The organism is Terrabacter sp. 01T434 (genome assembly GCF_056398545.1).
Window position 1 is genome coordinate 843,950 of sequence record NZ_JBFTPP010000001.1, and the last position, 17,101, is coordinate 861,050.

Below are 17,101 nucleotides of genomic sequence, written 5' to 3' on the forward strand. Positions count from 1 at the left end.
GGCCGATGACCTCGGGATGTGGAAAGATCGACCGACCCCCGGAACGCTGCCCTCGAGGAGGCCCTGCGCCATGACCGACGCCCAGACGACCCCCTTCCACCGGGTTCTTCTCAAGCTCTCCGGCGAGGTGTTCGGCGGTGGCCGCATCGGCCTCGACCCGGCCGTCGTGTCCGGCATCGCCAAGCAGATCGCCGACGCGGTGCGCGGCGGTGTCGAGGTCGCCGTCGTCATCGGCGGCGGCAACTTCTTCCGTGGCGCCGAGCTCCAGCAGCGAGGCATGGACCGCACGCGTGCCGACTACATGGGCATGCTCGGCACCGTCATGAACTGCCTCGCGCTGCAGGACTTCCTCGAGAAGGAGGGCATCGAGACGCGGGTGCAGTCCGCGATCGCGATGCAGCAGGTCGCCGAGCCCTACATCCCGCGCCGGGCCATCCGCCACCTCGAGAAGGGCCGTGTCGTCATCTTCGGCGCCGGTGCCGGCATGCCGTTCTTCTCCACCGACACGGTCAGCGCGCAGCGCGCCCTCGAGATCAAGTGCGACGCCGTGCTCATCGCCAAGAACGGCGTCGACGGCGTCTACGACGCAGACCCGCGCACCAACCCCGAGGCCAAGAAGCTCGAGACGATCACCTTCCAGGACGCCATCGTCGAGGGCCTCAAGGTCGTCGATGCGGCGGCCTTCAGCCTGTGCATGGAGAACAAGCTGCCCATGGTCGTCTTCGGCATGGAGGGCGCGGGAAACATCACGCGGGCCCTGCTCGGTGAGAAGATCGGCACGCTGGTCACCAACGCCTGAGCCCGGCCGCCGCGCCCGGTCGCGTGACCACGCGAGCAGCGCCGCACCGCATACGACCACGAACGAGGGACGAGGAACCGAAGACCCATGATCGAAGAGACGATGTTCGAGGCCGAGGAGAAGATGGACAAGGCCGTCGAGGTCCTCAAGGAGGACTTCGCGGGCATCCGTACCGGCCGCGCCAACCCGGGACTGTTCAACAAGCTCACCGTCGAGTACTACGGCGCGCCGACCCCGCTCCAGCAGCTGGCCTCGTTCCAGAACCCCGAGCCGCGCACCATCCTCGTCATCCCGTTCGACAAGTCGGCGATGCACGAGATCGAGCGTGCCATCCGTGACTCCGACCTCGGCGTCAACCCGAGCAGCGACGGCAACCAGATCCGCTGCGTCATGCCGGAGCTGACCGAGGAGCGCCGCCGCGAGTACATCAAGCTCGCCAACCACAAGGCCGAGGAGGCGCGCGTCTCCGTGCGCAACATCCGTCGCAAGGCCAAGACCGACCTCGACAAGCTCGTCAAGGACGGCGAGGTCGGCGAGGACGACGGGACGCGCGCCGAGAAGGAGCTCGACGGGCTCACGAAGAAGCACACCGACCTCGTCGACGTGCTCGTCAAGGCCAAGGAGGCCGAGCTGCTCGAGGTGTGACCTCGGTGCTCGACCCGATGATGACGACTGACTCCCCGTCGGAACCCGTGGAGCCCACACCCACGGCGCAGGCCGACGACGGCGGGGGCGGGCCCCTCGAGCCCGTCCCGTACGACCCGGAGCTCGACGAGCTCGCGGGGGTCCCCGCCGAGCAGGTCCTCGAGAAGAAGCAGAGCCGCGCCGGCCGCAACCTCCCCGCCGCCATCGGGGTCGGACTCGGACTGGGCGTCCTCATCGTCGCCACGCTGCTCCTCAAGGAGGAGTCCTTCCTCGCGCTCGTCGCGGTTGCCGTGGGGATCGGCATCTGGGAGCTGCGCGGTGCCCTGCGCAACGCGGGCGTCGAGGCGCCCCTCGTCCCTCCGCTCGTCGGCTTGGTCGCGATGCTCTGGGCCGCCTACGTGCACGGGCCGGCCGCGCTGGTGGTGGCTTGGTCCCTGACGTGCCTCGCCGTGGTGCTCTGGCGAGGCGCCGGCCGCCTCGACGGCGCCGGGCGGGACGTCCTCGGTGGCATCTTCGTCTCGACCTACCCGACGTTCCTCGTCGGCTTCGCGGCGCTGCTCCTCGCGCCCGAGGACGGCGTCGGCCGGATGTTCGTCTTCCTCATCACGACGGTGTGCAGCGACGTCGGCGGATACGCCGCGGGCGTGCTCTTCGGCAAGCACCCGATGGCCCCGAGCATCAGCCCCAAGAAGTCGTGGGAGGGGTTCGCCGGCTCGGTCGTGTTCTGCATCGTCGGTGGCTCGCTCACGGTCCACCTCCTGCTCGACCGCTCGTGGGTCATCGGCGTCGCGCTCGGCGTCGGCGTGGCTGTCGCCGCCACGGTGGGCGACCTCATGGAGTCGCTGATCAAGCGCGACCTCGGCATCAAGGACATGTCCAACGTCCTGCCGGGCCACGGCGGCATCATGGACCGCCTCGACTCCCTCGTCGTCGTCGCCCCGATCGTGTGGGCCGTGCTGACGCTGCTCGCGGCCAAGCCGGCCTGACGGCATACGCCCTCAGGTCGTGACGGGGCGTTTTGACTCCACCTGAGACACTGGAGGGGAGATGACCGATACCCCAGCCCCCGCCACAGAGGGCGCGCCCGTGGCGCTGCCCGAGCCGACGACCTCCCGGCCCGAACCCGGGCAGCTGACCTTCACCGCGCCCCGCCGTGGCAAGCCGCCGCGGCACCTGGCCGACCTCACCCCCGCCGAGCGCAAGGAAGCCGTGGAGGCCCTGGGTCACAAGGGGTTTCGGGCCAAGCAGCTGTCGACGCACTATTTCGAGCGGCTGGAGGTCGATCCCGAGCAGATGACCGACCTGCCCAAGGCCGTGCGGTCCGAGCTCGTCACGGGGCTCCTGCCGACGCTGCTGACGCCCATCGTCCAGCGCGTCGCCGACGACGGCCAGACGATGAAGTACGCATGGCGCCTGCACGACGGCGCGATCGTCGAGTCCGTGCTCATGCGCTACCCGAAGCGCGTCACCATCTGCATCTCGAGCCAGGCCGGGTGCGGGATGAACTGCCCGTTCTGCGCCACCGGCCAGGCGGGCCTGACCCGCAACATGTCGGCTGGCGAGATCGTCGAGCAGGTCGTGTGGGCCGCCCGGGCGCTGCGACGCGGCGAGCTCGCCGGTGGGGGAGACGAGGACCGCGAGGCGCCGCTGCGCGTCAGCAACGTCGTCTTCATGGGCATGGGCGAGGCCCTCGCCAACTACAAGGCCTCGATCGGTGCGATCCGCCGCCTCACGGACCCCACGCCCGACGGTCTCGGCATCTCGGCCCGTGGCATCACGATGTCGACGGTCGGGCTCGTGCCGGGCATCGACAAGCTCACGGCCGAGGGCATCCCGGTGACGCTCGCGCTGTCGCTGCACGCGCCCGACGACGAGCTGCGCAACGAGCTCGTGCCGATCAACACCCGGTGGTCGGTCGACGAGGCGCTCGACGCGGCGCACCGTTACTACGAGGCCACGGGTCGACGCGTGTCGATCGAGTACGCCCTGATCCGCGACATCAACGACCAGGGCTGGCGCGCGGACCTGCTGGGCGAGAAGCTCAACCGGCGGGGGCGTGGCTGGGTCCACGTCAACCCCATCCCGCTCAACCCGACGCCCGGCTCGAAGTGGACGGCGTCACGGCCCGGCGTCGAGCAGAACTTCGTCGAGCGCCTGCGGGCCCACGGCATCCCGACGACCATCCGCGACACACGGGGCCAGGACATCGACGGGGCGTGTGGCCAGCTCGCCGCGGCAACCGCCTGACCCGCGTACGCTGGCGTCGTCGGGCTCGATCCTGGTGAGGAGTCGCCGGGCAGGGCAGGTGGCGGCCCACCAGGAGGTACGCGCATGGTCCAGTTCAGCGTCGGCGTCATGGCCCGGTCGCTCAAGGAGAACGAGCACCGGCTGCCGTTGCACCCCCGGCACGTCCACCGCATCCCCGAGCTGCTGAGGCCGGGCATCTTCCTCGAGCACGGCTACGGCCAGCGCTTCGGCGTGGCCGACGACCAGCTCGAACGCTACGTCGGCGGCTTCCGCAGCCGCGAGGAGCTCGTGGCGGAGTGCGACGTCATCCTCGCGCCCAAACCGCTGCTCAGCGACATCTCCGCCCTCCGGGTGGGGCAGGTGTTCTTGGGCTGGCCGCACTGCGTGCAGGACGCCGACCTCACCCAGGTCGCGATCGACCGGCAGCTGACGCTCATCGCGTTCGAGGCGATGAACCACTGGAACCGGGACGGCTCGTTCAACCTGCACGTCTTCCACAAGAACAACGAGCTCGCAGGCTACTGCTCGGTGCTGCACGCCTTCCAGATCGCCGGGATCTCCGGCGACTACGGTCCGCACCGTCGAGCCGTCGTCATCGGGTTCGGCGCCACCGCCCGTGGAGCCGTCACGGCCCTCAACGCGCTGGGCATCGGCGAGGTCGACGTGCTCACGCACCGGCAGAGGGCCGCCGTCGCGGCACCCATCCACTCGGCCACGATCGTGCACTTCGACACCGACGACACCACGGCGCACGCCAGCCACGCGGTGACGGACGACGGACCGGTCGCGCTCGAGGAGTACCTCACCGAGCACGACATCGTCGTCAACTGCGTGCTGCAGGACACCGACGCCCCGCTGACGTTCATGACCGAGGACGACCTCAAACGCATGAGGCCCGGAAGCCTCGTCATCGACGTGTCGTGCGACGAGGGGATGGGTTTCAGCTGGGCCAGGCCCACCAGCTTCGCCGATCCGGCATTCGTCGTCGGCGACCACGTGCTCTACTACGCCGTCGACCACAGTCCGTCCTACCTCTGGGATGCCGCGACCTGGGAGATCAGCGAGGCGCTGCTGCCCTTCCTGCCGACCGTCATGGCGGGCCCGGAGGCGTGGGAGGTCAACCCGACGATCCGCCGCGCCATCGAGATCCGCGGCGGCGTGGTCCAGAACCCCGCGATCCTCTCGTTCCAGGGCCGCTCGCCCCTGCACCCGCACCTGCCACTGGCGACCTGACGGGCGGGCCAGCCTCAGGCCGGCTCGGCGCGGTAGGTCCGGCGATACGCCAGGGGCGACAGGCCCACCGACCCGGCGAGGTGCTGGCGCAGCGACGCGCTGCTGCCGAATCCAGCGGCGGCAGCGACACGGTCGACGGGCAGGTCGCTCGTCTCGAGCAGGTGGCGGGCCCGGTCGACGCGAGCCCGTGACAGCCAGGTGCCCGCGGTCTCGCCGGTCTCCTCCCGGAAGCGCCGGGTGAAGGTGCGCACGCTCGTGCCCGCATGACGGGCCATGTCCGACAAGCTGATCGGTTCGTCAAGGTGCTCCAGCACCCAGGCCCGCGTCGCACCGGTGCCGTCGTCGGACTCGTCGGGCACGGGGCGGTCGATGAACTGGGCCTGGCCGCCGGCTCGCCACGGCGCGACGACCGCGCCCCGGGCGACGCGGTTGGCGGCCTCGGTGCCGAGGTCCGAGCGCAGCACGTGGAGCAGCAGGTCGATGCCGGCGGCGTTTCCGGCGGAGGTGAGCACGTCGCCGTGGTCGACGTAGAGCACGTCGGGGTTGAGCACCACGTCCGGGAAGTGCCGGCGGAAGGTGTCGACGTGGCACCAGTGCGTCGTCGCCTCGCGCCCGTCGAGCTTGCCGAGGGCGGCAAGGACGAAGGCGCCGGTGCAGATGGAGAGCCAGCGGGCATCAGGACGGGCCGTCGCGGCGAGGCGGCGCAGCTCCTCGGGGAGCACGCCGGTCTCGATGATGTCGCCGTTGATGCCGGGGACGACGATGGTGTCCGCGTGGGCGAGCTCGGTGTTCGGGTGCGTCGGCAGGACGGCATACCCCGCCGAGGTCGTCACGGGCCCGTCGTCGAGCGTCACGAGGCGCACGTCGTAGGGCGGAGCCGCTCCCGTGGGAGGTCCGGGCCAGCCGGGGTCGAGCGCGCCCGCGCGCAGGAAGCGGTGGGGGAGCCCGATCTCGAACGCGATGGCGGTGTCGAGGGCCAGGACGACGACGAGGTGAGGACGCCCTGCGGCATGTCTCATGGCCAGATTCTTGCACATGATGTCCGTCTGGCCACTCGTTTGCCGGGTCGCGTATGCCACAGTCTTGACCCGTGAGCATCACCGACCGACACTCCGCCGCCGACGACACCGTCCAGGGCCCGCCGTTGCCCTCTGCCGGGCCGCGTCGCATCCACCCCGCGTGGTGGGTCGCGGTCGTCACCTTCCTGACCATCATCGGGGCGGCGGGCTTCCGGTCCACGCCGGGCGTGCTCATGACGCCGCTGCACGACGAGTTCGGCTGGCCGATGGGTGTGATCGGTGGTGCGGTCTCGGTCAACCTCGTGCTCTTCGGGCTCGCGGCGCCGTTCTCCGCGGCCCTCATGGAGCGGCTCGGCATCCAGCGCGTCATCGCCGTGGCACTCGTCCTCGTCAGCGTCGGGTCGCTCCTGCCGATCTGGATGACGCAGTCGTGGCAGCTCGTGCTGTGCTGGGGGATCGTCGTCGGGATGGGCACCGGCGCCATGTCGATGGGACTGGTGGCGACCGTCACGGGTCGCTGGTTCGTCGCCCGCCGCGGACTCGTGACCGGCATCCTCACCGCCGCCGGCGCCACCGGTCAGCTCGTCTTCCTGCCCTTCCTCGCCTGGCTCGCCGCGCACCACGGGTGGCGCCGTGCGGCCATCGCCACCTCGGCCGCAGCGCTGACCGTCGTCCCGCTCGTGCTGTGGAAGCTGCACGACCACCCCAGCGTCCTCGGCATCACGGCCTACGGCGCGCCCGCCGGCACGCCCGTGGCGCGGCCGCCGCGGCCGACGGGCCACCCCGCCCGCCTCGCGGTCGACACCCTGCGCCACGCCGCCCGCACCAAGGTCTTCTGGCTCCTCGCCGGCAGCTTCGCCGTGTGCGGCGCGTCGACGAACGGCCTTGTCGGCACCCACTTCATCCCCGCCGCCCACGACCACGGCATGCCGACGACGACCGCGGCCGGGCTGCTCGCGCTCGTCGGCGTCTTCGACGTCGTCGGCACCATCTTCTCGGGCTGGCTCACCGACCGGGTCGACCCGCGGATCCTGCTCGCTGCGTACTACTCCCTCCGCGCGGGGTCGCTCTTCCTGCTGCCGTCGCTCTTCAGCGACTCGATGCACGTCAACATGCTGGCCTTCGTGCTCTTCTACGGTCTCGACTGGGTCGCCACGGTGCCCCCGACGATCGCCCTGTGCCGCAGCGCCTACGGCGAGAAGGCCCCGATCGTCTTCGGCTGGGTCTTCGCCTCGCACCAGCTCGGGGCGGCGACCGCGGCACTCGGCGCCGGGCTCGTGCGCGACCACCTGGGTGCCTACACCCTCGCCTGGTACGTCGCCGGGGCCCTGTGCCTCGCGGCCGCCGTGATGTGCGTCGCGATCACGACCGCTCGTCTGTCAGATGCGTCACCTCGGCGCACGGACTCTGGCGCGGAGGCCGCACCGGCGGCACAGTGAGGCCATGAGCGATGGCGCTGCGACGGCATACCAAAGCATCTACGACGCCAGCCTGCGCGACCCGGAAGGGTTCTGGCGCACGGCTGCCGAGGGCATCGACTGGGTGACGCCGCCGACGCGGATCCTCGACGACTCACGGCCGCCGTTCTACCGGTGGTACCCCGACGCCGAGCTCAACGTGTGCTTCAACGCCGTCGACCGCCACGTCGCCGCGGGCCGTGGCGAGCAGGCGGCGATCCACTACGACTCACCCGTGACCGGCACCAAGAGCACGATGACGTATGCCGTCCTCCTGGAGCGGGTGCGCGCCGTGGCCGGCGGCCTGCGCGGGCTCGGGGTCAGCAAGGGCGACCGGGTCGTCATCTACATGCCGATGGTCCCGGAGGCCGTCATCGCCATGCTGGCCTGCGCCCGCATCGGTGCCATCCACTCCGTGGTGTTCGGTGGTTTCGCGCCGCAGGAGCTTGCCGCGCGCATCGACGACGCGGCCCCCAAGGTCGTGCTGTCGGCGTCGTGCGGCGTCGAGCCGAGCCGGGTCGTGCCCTACAAGCCGTTCCTCGACGAGGCCATCCGGCGCTCGGAGCACCAGCCGGAGCACTGCGTCGTGCTCCAGCGCGAGCAGCAGGCCGCCGAGCTCGGCGAGCGCGACATCGACTGGGCCGAGTTCGAGTCCGGCGACGCCGCCCGCGAGGGCAGCGAGTGTGTCACGGTCGCGGCGACGGACCCGCTCTACATCCTCTACACGTCCGGCACGACGGGGAAGCCCAAGGGGATCTACCGCGACAGCGGCGGCTACGCCGTGGCGCTGCGGTGGTCGATGGCCAACCTCTACGACGTCGCGCCCGGCGAGACGATGTTCACCGCGAGCGACGTCGGCTGGGTCGTCGGTCACTCCTACATCGTCTATGCGCCGTTGCTCACCGGGGCGACGACCGTCCTCTACGAGGGCAAGCCGGTCGGCACTCCCGACGCCGGCACGTTCTGGCGCGTCATCGAGGAGTACGGCGCCGTCTGCCTCTTCACCGCGCCGACGGCCTTTCGCGCCATCAAGAAGGACGACTCGACGGCGTCCAAGGTGGCCGACCACGATCTCTCGGGCTTCCGGGCCCTCTTCCTCGCGGGGGAGCGCCTCGACCCCGACACCTACGAGTGGGCCTCGGCGGCCCTCGGCAAGCCGGTCATCGACAACTGGTGGCAGACCGAGACCGGATGGCCGATCGCCGCCAACCCCAAGGGGATCGGGCTCCTGCCGATCAAGCCGGGGTCGCCGACCGTCGCGGTTCCGGGCTATGACGTGCAGGTCCTCGACGGCACGGGTGAGCCGGTCGACCCGGGGGTCGAGGGGGCGATCTGCATCAAGCTGCCGATGCCGCCCGGCACGCTGCCGACCCTCTGGGGCGACGACGACCGCTACGTCAGCTCCTACCTCTCGGCCTACCCCGGCTACTACCTGACCGGCGACGGCGGCTACGTCGACGAGGACGGCTACCTCTACGTCATGGGCCGCACCGATGACGTGCTCAACGTCGCCGGTCACCGGCTCTCCACCGGGTCGCTGGAGGCGGCGCTGGCCGGGCACGAGGCCGTGGCGGAGTGTGCCGTCATCGGCGTCCACGACGACCTCAAGGGCCAGGTGCCCCGTGCCCTCGTCGTGCTCAAGTCGGGCATCGACGGCGACGCGGACGGCGACCGGATCAGGCGAGAGCTCGTCGCCCGGGTCCGCTCCGAGGTCGGCGCGGTCGCAGCCTTGCGCCAGGTCGACATCGTGGCCGGGCTGCCCAAGACGCGCTCCGGCAAGATCCTGCGCAAGACGATGCGTGAGATGGCCGACGGCAAGAGCCCGTCGGTGCCGGCCACGATCGAGGACGCCTCGGTGCTCGACACCCTCGCGCCGGTGCTGCGCGGCCCCACCGCGTGACCCCTGCACCCTGATCGAGAGAGCGATCCGTCCGGCCGGATCGCTCTCTCGATCAAGGGAGGGATACGGAGTACTCCGCGGGTCAGCGAGGCGCGAGGAGGGGGAGGACCTCGTCGATCGAGTCGACGAGGTGGATCGCCTCCGACATGGGGCGGCCCGCGGCGAGGGCCTGCAGAGCCGTCCAGACGGGCACGCGCTCGGTCCAGTGGGGGCGGCCGACGAGCACGAGCGGGGGCAGCGGGGCATCGTCCGGCGCGTAGTAGAGGGGGGTCGCCGCCTGGAAGACCTCCTGCACCGTCCCGGCGGCGCCGTCGAGCACGACGATCCCGGCGTTCGACCGGGCGAGCAGGCCCTCCTCGCGGATCGCGTTGGAGAAGTACTTGGCGATGACGTCGCAGAAGACGTTCGGCGGCTCGTGACCGTAGAACCAGGTCGGGATGCCGAGGGAGCGGGCCGACGGACCGAGCGTCTCCGAGGGTGCCTGGGGCTCGTCGCCGACGACGACGTCTCGTGCCGCCAGCGCTGTCGCAGCCCACGGCGTGATGTCGGGCCGGAAGCCCGGCACGCCGACGATGCGGCCGACGGTCTCCTCGACGGCCGCCGTGCTCCGGCACAGGGCACCGAGGTTGGCCGCCTCCATCGCCCCGGGGCCGCCACCCGTCGCGACGAGATGCCCCTCCTCCGCGAGAGCGTGCCCGAGGCCGGCGGCGGCAGCGTAGGCGGGGGAGTCCCGTTGCAGCGCATGCCCGCCCATGATCCCGACCACCGATCGACCCTGCACGAACTCGTCGAGCTCGTCGGTCACCGAGTCGTCGTGGATGGCGCGCACGAGGGTGCAGTAGGCATCGGTGCGCAGCCGGGCGTCGACGAACCAGGCGTACGCACGGGCGTCGGGGGTGGCGGCATACCCGCCTTCGAGGCCGGCGTAGAGGTCGGACGGGAAGTAGAGCCCGCGCCACGGGTCGACCGGGGCATCGGCCACACCGGGGAAGAGGATCGCGCCACGCACGAGGAGCAGCTCGGCGACGGGAACGGGCACGGTGCCTCCGAGGACGACGAGACCGGTGAGATCCCCATGGGCCGCCAGGCGCTCGCCGTAGGAGGTGAGGTCCAGGTCCTGGAGGCGCAGGCCGCGCAACGGTCCGGCGGAGTCGAGGTGGTCGTCCAGCTCGTCCAGCGTCTCGATCTCCATGCGTCCCATCCTGCCTCGCCCGGAATGCCGAGGAGCGGACCCGCGACTCGGCGTGTGCGCCGGCGCTGCAAGGATCAGCGTCATGGTCGGCGTGCTGGAGGGCTTCGCGACGATCGCGATCATCGTCGCGGTCGGGTGGCTGCTCGCCGACCGTCGCGTGCTCGACGACTCGGCGCAGGTCACCCTCTCGCGGCTCGCCTTCCACGTCGCCTCGCCGGCGCTGCTGCTCACCGTCATGCAGCGCACGTCGCTCGACGCGGTGCTGTCGGCGAACCTCGTGACGTCACTCATCAGCTTCGCCCTGGTCATCGGCATCTACCTGCTCGTGGCCCGGTTCCGTTGGGCGGGAGGCACGCTCGGGTCACGACTCATCGGAAGCCTCTCTGCGGCCTACGTCAATGCCGGCAACCTCGGCATCCCCATCGCGCTCTACGTCCTGGGTGACGTCGCGTGGGTCGCGCCGACACTCCTCATGCAGCTGCTCATCATCACGCCCGTCTACATGGCGCTCTTCGACAGCGACGCGCGTGGCGAGCGACCCACTCTCGGTCGCAGCGTGCGCCGGATGTTCAGCAACCCGATCACCCTGGGCGCGGTCGCGGGCCTGCTGATCGCGGTCTTCGACATCCACCTGCCGCGCGTCGTCGCGGCGCCCATCGACCTGCTCGGGGCGATGGCCGTGCCCTCGATGCTCGTCGCGTTCGGCATCTCGCTGCGGCGCGGCCCGCGGCCGGCAGCCGGCCGATCCGCCGAGCACGTGTGGACGATCGTCGTCCTCAAGACCCTGCTCATGCCTGCGATCGCGCTCGGGGTGGGGCTCGCGCTCGGCCTTCGTGGTCAGGCCCTCTTCGCCGTCGTCGTGACGGCCGCCCTCCCCACGGCGCAGAACATCTTCACGTATGCCGTCCGCTACCGCCGCGAGGTCAACCTCGCCCGCGACGTCATCTTCGTCAGCACGTTCGCGTCGGTCCCCGTCATCCTCGGCATCGCGGCGCTGTTCCACTGGCTCGCCGGCGTCTGACACCACGCCGGCGCCCGGTTCCGCGGCCACCCGTCAGCGGGGGGCCGCGCGAACCGAACGCCGCTCGCCGATCCGTGCTGCGGATTCAGTCAGAAGCCACCGAAGTCGCCACCACCGAAGTCGCCACCGAAGTCACCGCCTCCGAAGTCACCACCACCGAAGTCGGAGCCTCCGCCGACGTCGCCGACGTCGGAGCCCGCAGTGTCGCCCGCGGCGTCGACGCTGCCGTCGCCCCCGGCGTCGCCCCCGCCCCCGTCCCCGTCGCCCGAGTCAGCGGAGTCGCCGGAGTCGCCGTTGGCGTCCCCGGCCTCGTGGGCCTCGGGCGAGGAGTCGTAGCCACCGAGCATCATGTCCGCCAGGGCCGAGCCCACGACGACACCCGCAATGGTCCCGAGCATCGAGCCGGCGATGATGCCGCCCATCCCCATGCCGCCCCCGCCACGGCCGCCACCGAAGGCGCCCTGGAGGTAGCCGGGCCGGGAGATCTCGGCGCGGGTGGCGCTGCGAGCAAGGTCGGCCGGCTGGTCGCTGCGCGGCCGCTCACTCGCCGGGAGGTCGTCCGTGAGGCGCTGGAGCACCATCTGGCGCTGCTCGGGGGTGAGTTTCGCGAAGGCCTCGGCGTGGACCTTCTCGATGTCCTCGGGGTCGGCGGTGCGCAGGAGGTACGTGTAGCGGGCGATGGCGCGCTCGTCCTCGGTGGAGGCGCCTCCTCGGGGCGACGGGACGGCATAGGGCTCGCCGGTGGGCGGCGGCGGTTGCTGGGGGCGCTGCTGTTGCAACGGCTCTCGGCCCAGCAGCTTGTCGAGGAATCCCATGTCTTCTCCTTGGGTCGGTGGTGCGTCGGCGTCGCACTCATCACACCTACCCCAACGAACGCGTCGTCCGAGCGTTCCGGAGGTCGGTCGCGTCGTGGCCGCGGAGTGCTGCGAGTGGCAGACGGCAGCCATGATCTTCGACACACTTAGGGTTGCATCGGGCCGAACAAGAACGGCTGATCGCGACGCGGAAGAGCGGTGGCGCCGAGACCACTCCGGTCCGGCGAGAGCGAAGGGTGGGGGACATGCACAGGCGAAGGAAGATCCTCGTGGCGCTCCTGTCGGCCCCGGGTGTGGTGGTGGCGATGCTGCTGCCTTCCAGCCCGGCGTCGGCGCTGGGGAAGGTGGGGTGCGACGCGTCCGGGCAGCCGACGGTGTCGGTCGCTTCGTACGACCCGATCGTCAATCACAACGGCACGGGTTCGGCGCACGAGCACCAGCTGTTCGGGAACATCGCGTGGTTCTCCCTGCCCAACCCGAACGCGGCGAACTACGCGGATCTGGTGGGGCGGGCGAACAACTGCCGGAAGGTGCTGGGGCTGTCGAACTCGGCGGACTCTGCGGGCTACTGGACACCGACGCTGCGGTACGTCTCGGGGCCGCAGGCCGGACAGCTGGTGCCGGCGCAGCAGTTCACGGCGTACTACCGAGCGGCGTCGGGTGACCAGTTCGGTCCGGCTCGGGCGATCCCGGCGGACACGCGGCTGATCGGGACCGAGTACAACTGGACGTGCGGGCAGAACTCGGGGAGACGATCCGCGCCGGTGCTGAGCATCCCGGACTGCTCGGGTCTGCCGGGAACGCCGGGGCGGACGCTGACGGCGCACATCGACTTCCCGTCGTGCTGGGACGGGGTACTGCCGAGCCACCCGGCGAGCCAGTCCGGTGACACGAGGGACAACGCGCACTACGCGTACCGGGTGGGACAGTCGTGCCCCGCGGGGTTCCCGGTCGGTGTGACGGAGCTGCGGGAGACGGTTCAGTTCGCGTACGCGGGGACGGGCGCTGACGTGGCGCTCTCGTCGGACGCTGCGATGGGCACGAGCGACGGTCGGTCGATGCACGCCGACTTCTGGCAGACGTGGTCGCAGAAGGACTTCGAGGCCTTCGTGCAGACGTGCGTCGTGGACCACCGGGCCTACTCGCGGGCGGCGTGCCAGCCCTGACATGACTCAGGTCAGAGGTGGTTCTCGGCCTCCGTGAGCACCGAACGCAGGCGGGACTCGATGTCGTCGAACTGCTCCGGGCCCATGATGAGCGGCGGCGCGAGCTGGATGACGGGGTCGCCGCGGTCGTCGGCGCGGCAGTAGAGGCCGGCGTCGAAGAGCGCCTTGGAGAGGAACCCGCGCAGCAACCGCTCGGACTCGGCGTCGTTGAAGGTCTCGCGGGTCGCCTTGTCCTTGACGAGCTCGATGCCGTAGAAGTAGCCCGCTCCGCGGACGTCGCCGACCAGCGGGAGGTCGAGCAGCTTGTCGAGCGTGGCCTTGAAGATCGGGGCGTTCGTCTTGACCCGGTCGTTGAGGCCCTCGCGCTCGAAGATGTCGAGGTTGGCCATGGCGACCGCGGCCGAGACCGGGTGGCCACCGAAGGTGTAGCCGTGCGGGAAGTACGTCGTGCCCGACTTGAACGGCTCGAAGAGCCGGTCGCTCGCGATCATCGCGCCGATGGGGGAGTAGCCGCTCGTCATGCCCTTGGCGCAGGTGATGATGTCGGGCACGTAGCCGAAGTCGTCGCAGGCGAACATCGAGCCGATGCGGCCGAAGCTGCAGATCACCTCGTCGGACACGAGCAGCACGTCGTACTCGTCGCAGATCTCGCGGACGCGCTCGAAGTAGCCGGCGGGTGGCGGGAAGCAGCCACCGGAGTTCTGCACCGGCTCGAGGAAGACGGCCGCGACGGTGTCGGGCCCCTCGAACTCGATGGCCTCGGCGATGCGGTCCGCGGCCCAGCGGCCGAAGGCCTTCTCGTCGCCCTGGAGGTGCTCGGGGGCGCGGTACAGGTTCGTGTTGGGCACCTTGTGCGCACCGGGCACGAGCGGCTCGAACATCTCCTTGGCCGCCGGGATGCCCGTGATCGACAGGGCGCCCTGGGGCGTGCCGTGGTAGGCGACGTTGCGGGAGATGACCTTGTGCTTCGTCGGCTTGCCGGTCAGCTTGAAGTACTGCTTGGCCAGCTTCCAGGCGGTCTCGACCGCCTCGCCGCCGCCGGTCGTGAAGAAGACGCGGTTGAGGTCGCCGGGAGCGTGGGATGCGAGCCGCTCGGCCAGCTCGATGGCCTTGGGGTGGGCATAGCTCCACAGCGGGAAGAAGGCGAGCTCCTTGGCCTGCTTGGCCGCCGCCTCGGCGAGCTCCTCGCGCCCGTGGCCGACCTGGACGACGAAGAGGCCGGCGAGACCGTCGATGTACTCGTTGCCGCGGTCGTCCCAGATCTTCCAGCCCTGGCCCTTGGTGATGATCGGGACCGTGTGGCCCAGGCCGCCTTCGGTCCGGTCCTCGAAGACCGAGTGGCGCGTGAAGTGCATCCAGAGGTGGTCGCGCGCGGCCTCTGAGTGGAGGGTGCCGGCAGGCGTGCGGTGGTCCGAGGTCGGTTCCCAGATCTCGTTCGGGTTGATGCTCATCGTGTACCCCAGTTGTAGAGCTGTTTGTTGAGTTTCAGGTAGACGAACGTCTCGGTGGCCGTGACGCCCGGAAGGGGGCGAATGCGACTCGTGAGCAGCTCGAGCAGGTGGGAGTCGTTCTCGCAGACGACCTCGGCGAGCACGTCGAAGCTCCCGGCCGTGGTCACGACGTAGGAGACCTCGTCCATCTTCGTCAGCGCGTCGGCCACCGCCGTCATGTCTCCCGACACCCGCAGCCCGACCATCGCCTGGCGCTGGAACCCGACCTGCAGCGGGTCCGTCACCGCGACGATCTGCATGACGTCGGCGTCGAGCAGGCGCTGGACGCGTTGGCGCACCGCAGCCTCGGAGAGGCCGACCTCCTGCGCGATGGACGCGTACGACTTGCGCCCGTCGTGCTGCAGGAGCTCGATGATGGTCTTGCTCACGTCGTCGAGGTTGACCGAGGGTTTCTTGGCTGCGTTGCCCCCGGAGCCGGCCGTGTTGGCCACGCCGCGGATGGTCGTCATGCGCCGATACTGACCTGTGGAACGCACTGTTGGCAAGTCTTCGGGCAACTGATTCCGAAGAATTCTCTCGACAAGTCTTCACGATTGCGAAGGTATGCGTCTAGCATTCCCGCATGACTTCGCAGCCACGCCAGCTCCGCAACTTCATCAGTGGGCAGTACGTCGACCCCGCCGGCGACACGACCCTCGACATCGTCGACCCGTCGACCGCTCGTGTCGTGGCCACGGCTCCCGTCAGCGGGCAGGCCGACGTCGACCGGGCGTATGCCGCCGCGTCCTCGGCGTTCGAGACGTGGGGTGACACGACCCCCGGGGAGCGCCAGGCGGCACTGCTGAAGTTCGCGGACGCCATCGAGGCCCGCGCCGAGGACTTCGTCCGCCTCGAGGGTGAGAACACCGGCAAGCCGCACGCGCTGACCCGGAGCGAGGAGATCCCTCCGATGCTCGACCAGCTGCGCTTCTTCGCCGGTGCCGCGCGGGTGCTCGAGGGCAAGTCCGCGGGGGAGTACATGAAGGGGCACACCTCGTTCGTGCGTCGTGAGCCGATCGGGGTCGTCGGCCAGGTGACGCCGTGGAACTACCCGATGATGATGGCGATGTGGAAGATCGCCCCGGCGCTCGCCGCGGGAAACACCATCGTCCTCAAGCCGTCCGACACGACGCCCGAGACGACGCTGCTCCTCGCCGAGCTCGCCTCGGAGTTCCTGCCCGAGGGCACCTTCAACGTCATCACCGGCGACCGCGAGACCGGACGCATGCTCGTCGAGCACCCGACGCCGGCGCTCGTGGCGATCACCGGCTCGGTCCGCGCCGGCATGCAGGTGGCCGAGAGCGCGTCGCGCGACGTCAAGCGCGTGCACCTCGAGCTCGGGGGCAAGGCGCCGGTCATCGTCTTCGACGACGCGGACATCGAGGCCGCCGTCGAGGGCATCGCGGGAGCCGGCTACTTCAACGCCGGCCAGGACTGCACGGCCGCAACGCGTGTGCTGGCGGGTCCTCGGGTCCACGACGACTTCGTCGCCGCGCTCGCTGACTACGCCCGGACCTCGGTCAAGGTCGGGATGCCGCACGAGGAGGACGCGAGCCTCGGCCCGGTCAACAACGCCAACCAGATGGCGCACGTCTCCGGCTTCATCGACCGGCTGCCCGACCACGCGCGCGTGGCCGCCGGAGGCTCGCGGGTCAACACGCTCGGCGACGGCTTCTTCTTCGAGCCGACCGTGCTGGCCGGGCTCCGCCAGGACGACGAGCACATCCAGAGCGAGATCTTCGGCCCGGTCATCACGGTGCAGCAGTTCACCGACGAGGCGGAGGCGCTCGCCTGGGCCAACGGGGTGCAGTACGGCCTCGCCTCGAGCGTCTGGACCAGGGACTTCTGCAGGGCGATGCGGATGAGCAAGAGGCTCGACTTCGGCTGCGTCTGGATCAACACGCACATCCCGATCGTTGCAGAGATGCCGCACGGGGGATTCAAGCACAGCGGCTACGGCAAGGACCTGTCCATGTACGGGCTCGAGGACTACACCCGCATCAAGCACGTCATGGCCAACATCGAGTCCTGAACGGGACACCACAGGGGAAGCAGCACGGACGGACAGGGACGTCCGGACGCCCGGCCCACTCGGACCGGGTGCGTTCACCAGCACG

At 70.3% G+C, this 17,101-nt stretch carries 15 protein-coding genes; 10 read left to right on the forward strand and 5 right to left on the reverse strand.

The annotated features are described in order from the left end of the window. The first annotated feature begins 70 nt into the window (after window positions 1–70). The 5 genes from pyrH (at window position 71) to AC1DIW_RS04045 (ending at window position 4,924) form a co-directional block, all read left to right on the forward strand. Entirely contained in the window at window positions 71–799 is a 729-nt protein-coding gene (gene pyrH / locus AC1DIW_RS04025; RefSeq protein WP_442278946.1) for a UMP kinase, read from the forward strand. A gap of 87 nt (window positions 800–886) precedes the next feature. After that, window positions 887–1,444: a ribosome recycling factor gene (gene frr, locus AC1DIW_RS04030; RefSeq protein ID WP_442278947.1), complete on the forward strand. Its 558-nt coding sequence runs from the start codon at window positions 887–889 to the stop codon at window positions 1,442–1,444. Between the two features lie 47 nt (window positions 1,445–1,491). Next, a complete protein-coding gene (locus AC1DIW_RS04035) occupies window positions 1,492–2,430 on the forward strand; it encodes a phosphatidate cytidylyltransferase (RefSeq protein WP_442278948.1) in 939 nt (312 codons plus the stop codon). Window positions 2,431–2,491: 61 nt separating this feature from the next. Continuing rightward, the gene (gene rlmN / locus AC1DIW_RS04040; RefSeq protein WP_442278949.1) at window positions 2,492–3,691 is read left to right on the forward strand and encodes a dual-specificity RNA methyltransferase RlmN; all 1,200 of its coding nucleotides are present in this window, start codon (window positions 2,492–2,494) and stop codon (window positions 3,689–3,691) included. An 84-nt stretch (window positions 3,692–3,775) separates the two neighbouring features. Next, a complete protein-coding gene (locus tag AC1DIW_RS04045) occupies window positions 3,776–4,924 on the forward strand; it encodes a N(5)-(carboxyethyl)ornithine synthase (protein ID WP_478106548.1) in 1,149 nt (382 codons plus the stop codon). Between the two features lie 14 nt (window positions 4,925–4,938). Here AC1DIW_RS04045 and AC1DIW_RS04050 read toward each other — a convergent pair whose 3' ends face one another. After that, window positions 4,939–5,943: a GlxA family transcriptional regulator gene (locus AC1DIW_RS04050; RefSeq protein ID WP_478106549.1), complete on the reverse strand. Its 1,005-nt coding sequence runs from the start codon at window positions 5,941–5,943 to the stop codon at window positions 4,939–4,941. Window positions 5,944–6,014: 71 nt separating this feature from the next. Between AC1DIW_RS04050 and AC1DIW_RS04055 the strand changes: the two genes are divergently transcribed. Both AC1DIW_RS04055 and AC1DIW_RS04060 read left to right on the forward strand, forming a co-directional pair. Beyond that, window positions 6,015–7,382, forward strand: a complete 1,368-nt coding sequence (locus AC1DIW_RS04055; protein WP_478106550.1) for an MFS transporter — start codon at window positions 6,015–6,017, stop codon at window positions 7,380–7,382. Window positions 7,383–7,386: 4 nt separating this feature from the next. Further along, window positions 7,387–9,300, forward strand: coding sequence for a propionyl-CoA synthetase (locus AC1DIW_RS04060; protein ID WP_478106551.1), 1,914 nt, complete (start codon window positions 7,387–7,389; stop codon window positions 9,298–9,300). An 82-nt stretch (window positions 9,301–9,382) separates the two neighbouring features. Here AC1DIW_RS04060 and AC1DIW_RS04065 read toward each other — a convergent pair whose 3' ends face one another. Continuing rightward, window positions 9,383–10,492 (reverse strand): LOG family protein, encoded by a 1,110-nt coding sequence (locus AC1DIW_RS04065; RefSeq protein ID WP_442278954.1) that lies wholly within the window; start codon window positions 10,490–10,492, stop codon window positions 9,383–9,385. 82 nt (window positions 10,493–10,574) lie between these two features. On the opposite strand from AC1DIW_RS04065, the gene AC1DIW_RS04070 reads away from it, so the two are divergent. Then, window positions 10,575–11,513: an AEC family transporter gene (locus AC1DIW_RS04070; protein WP_442278955.1), complete on the forward strand. Its 939-nt coding sequence runs from the start codon at window positions 10,575–10,577 to the stop codon at window positions 11,511–11,513. Window positions 11,514–11,602: 89 nt separating this feature from the next. Here the strand turns inward: AC1DIW_RS04070 and AC1DIW_RS04075 are convergent, their stop codons facing one another. After that, complete coding sequence (locus tag AC1DIW_RS04075) at window positions 11,603–12,328, reverse strand: hypothetical protein (protein ID WP_478106552.1); 726 nt, start codon at window positions 12,326–12,328, stop codon at window positions 11,603–11,605. A gap of 245 nt (window positions 12,329–12,573) precedes the next feature. On the opposite strand from AC1DIW_RS04075, the gene AC1DIW_RS04080 reads away from it, so the two are divergent. Further along, entirely contained in the window at window positions 12,574–13,494 is a 921-nt protein-coding gene (locus tag AC1DIW_RS04080) for a DUF1996 domain-containing protein (RefSeq protein ID WP_442278957.1), read from the forward strand. A gap of 11 nt (window positions 13,495–13,505) precedes the next feature. On the opposite strand, the gene AC1DIW_RS04085 is transcribed toward AC1DIW_RS04080, so the two are convergent. Both AC1DIW_RS04085 and AC1DIW_RS04090 read right to left on the reverse strand, forming a co-directional pair. Continuing rightward, window positions 13,506–14,945 (reverse strand): aspartate aminotransferase family protein, encoded by a 1,440-nt coding sequence (locus tag AC1DIW_RS04085; RefSeq protein WP_442278958.1) that lies wholly within the window; start codon window positions 14,943–14,945, stop codon window positions 13,506–13,508. Beyond that, window positions 14,942–15,454 (reverse strand): Lrp/AsnC family transcriptional regulator, encoded by a 513-nt coding sequence (locus AC1DIW_RS04090; RefSeq protein ID WP_442278959.1) that lies wholly within the window; start codon window positions 15,452–15,454, stop codon window positions 14,942–14,944. The genes AC1DIW_RS04085 and AC1DIW_RS04090 overlap by 4 nt, the downstream gene beginning before the upstream one ends. Window positions 15,455–15,567: 113 nt before the next feature. On the opposite strand from AC1DIW_RS04090, the gene AC1DIW_RS04095 reads away from it, so the two are divergent. Further along, complete coding sequence (locus AC1DIW_RS04095; protein WP_478106553.1) at window positions 15,568–17,016, forward strand: gamma-aminobutyraldehyde dehydrogenase; 1,449 nt, start codon at window positions 15,568–15,570, stop codon at window positions 17,014–17,016. The last annotated feature ends 85 nt before the right edge of the window (window positions 17,017–17,101 follow it).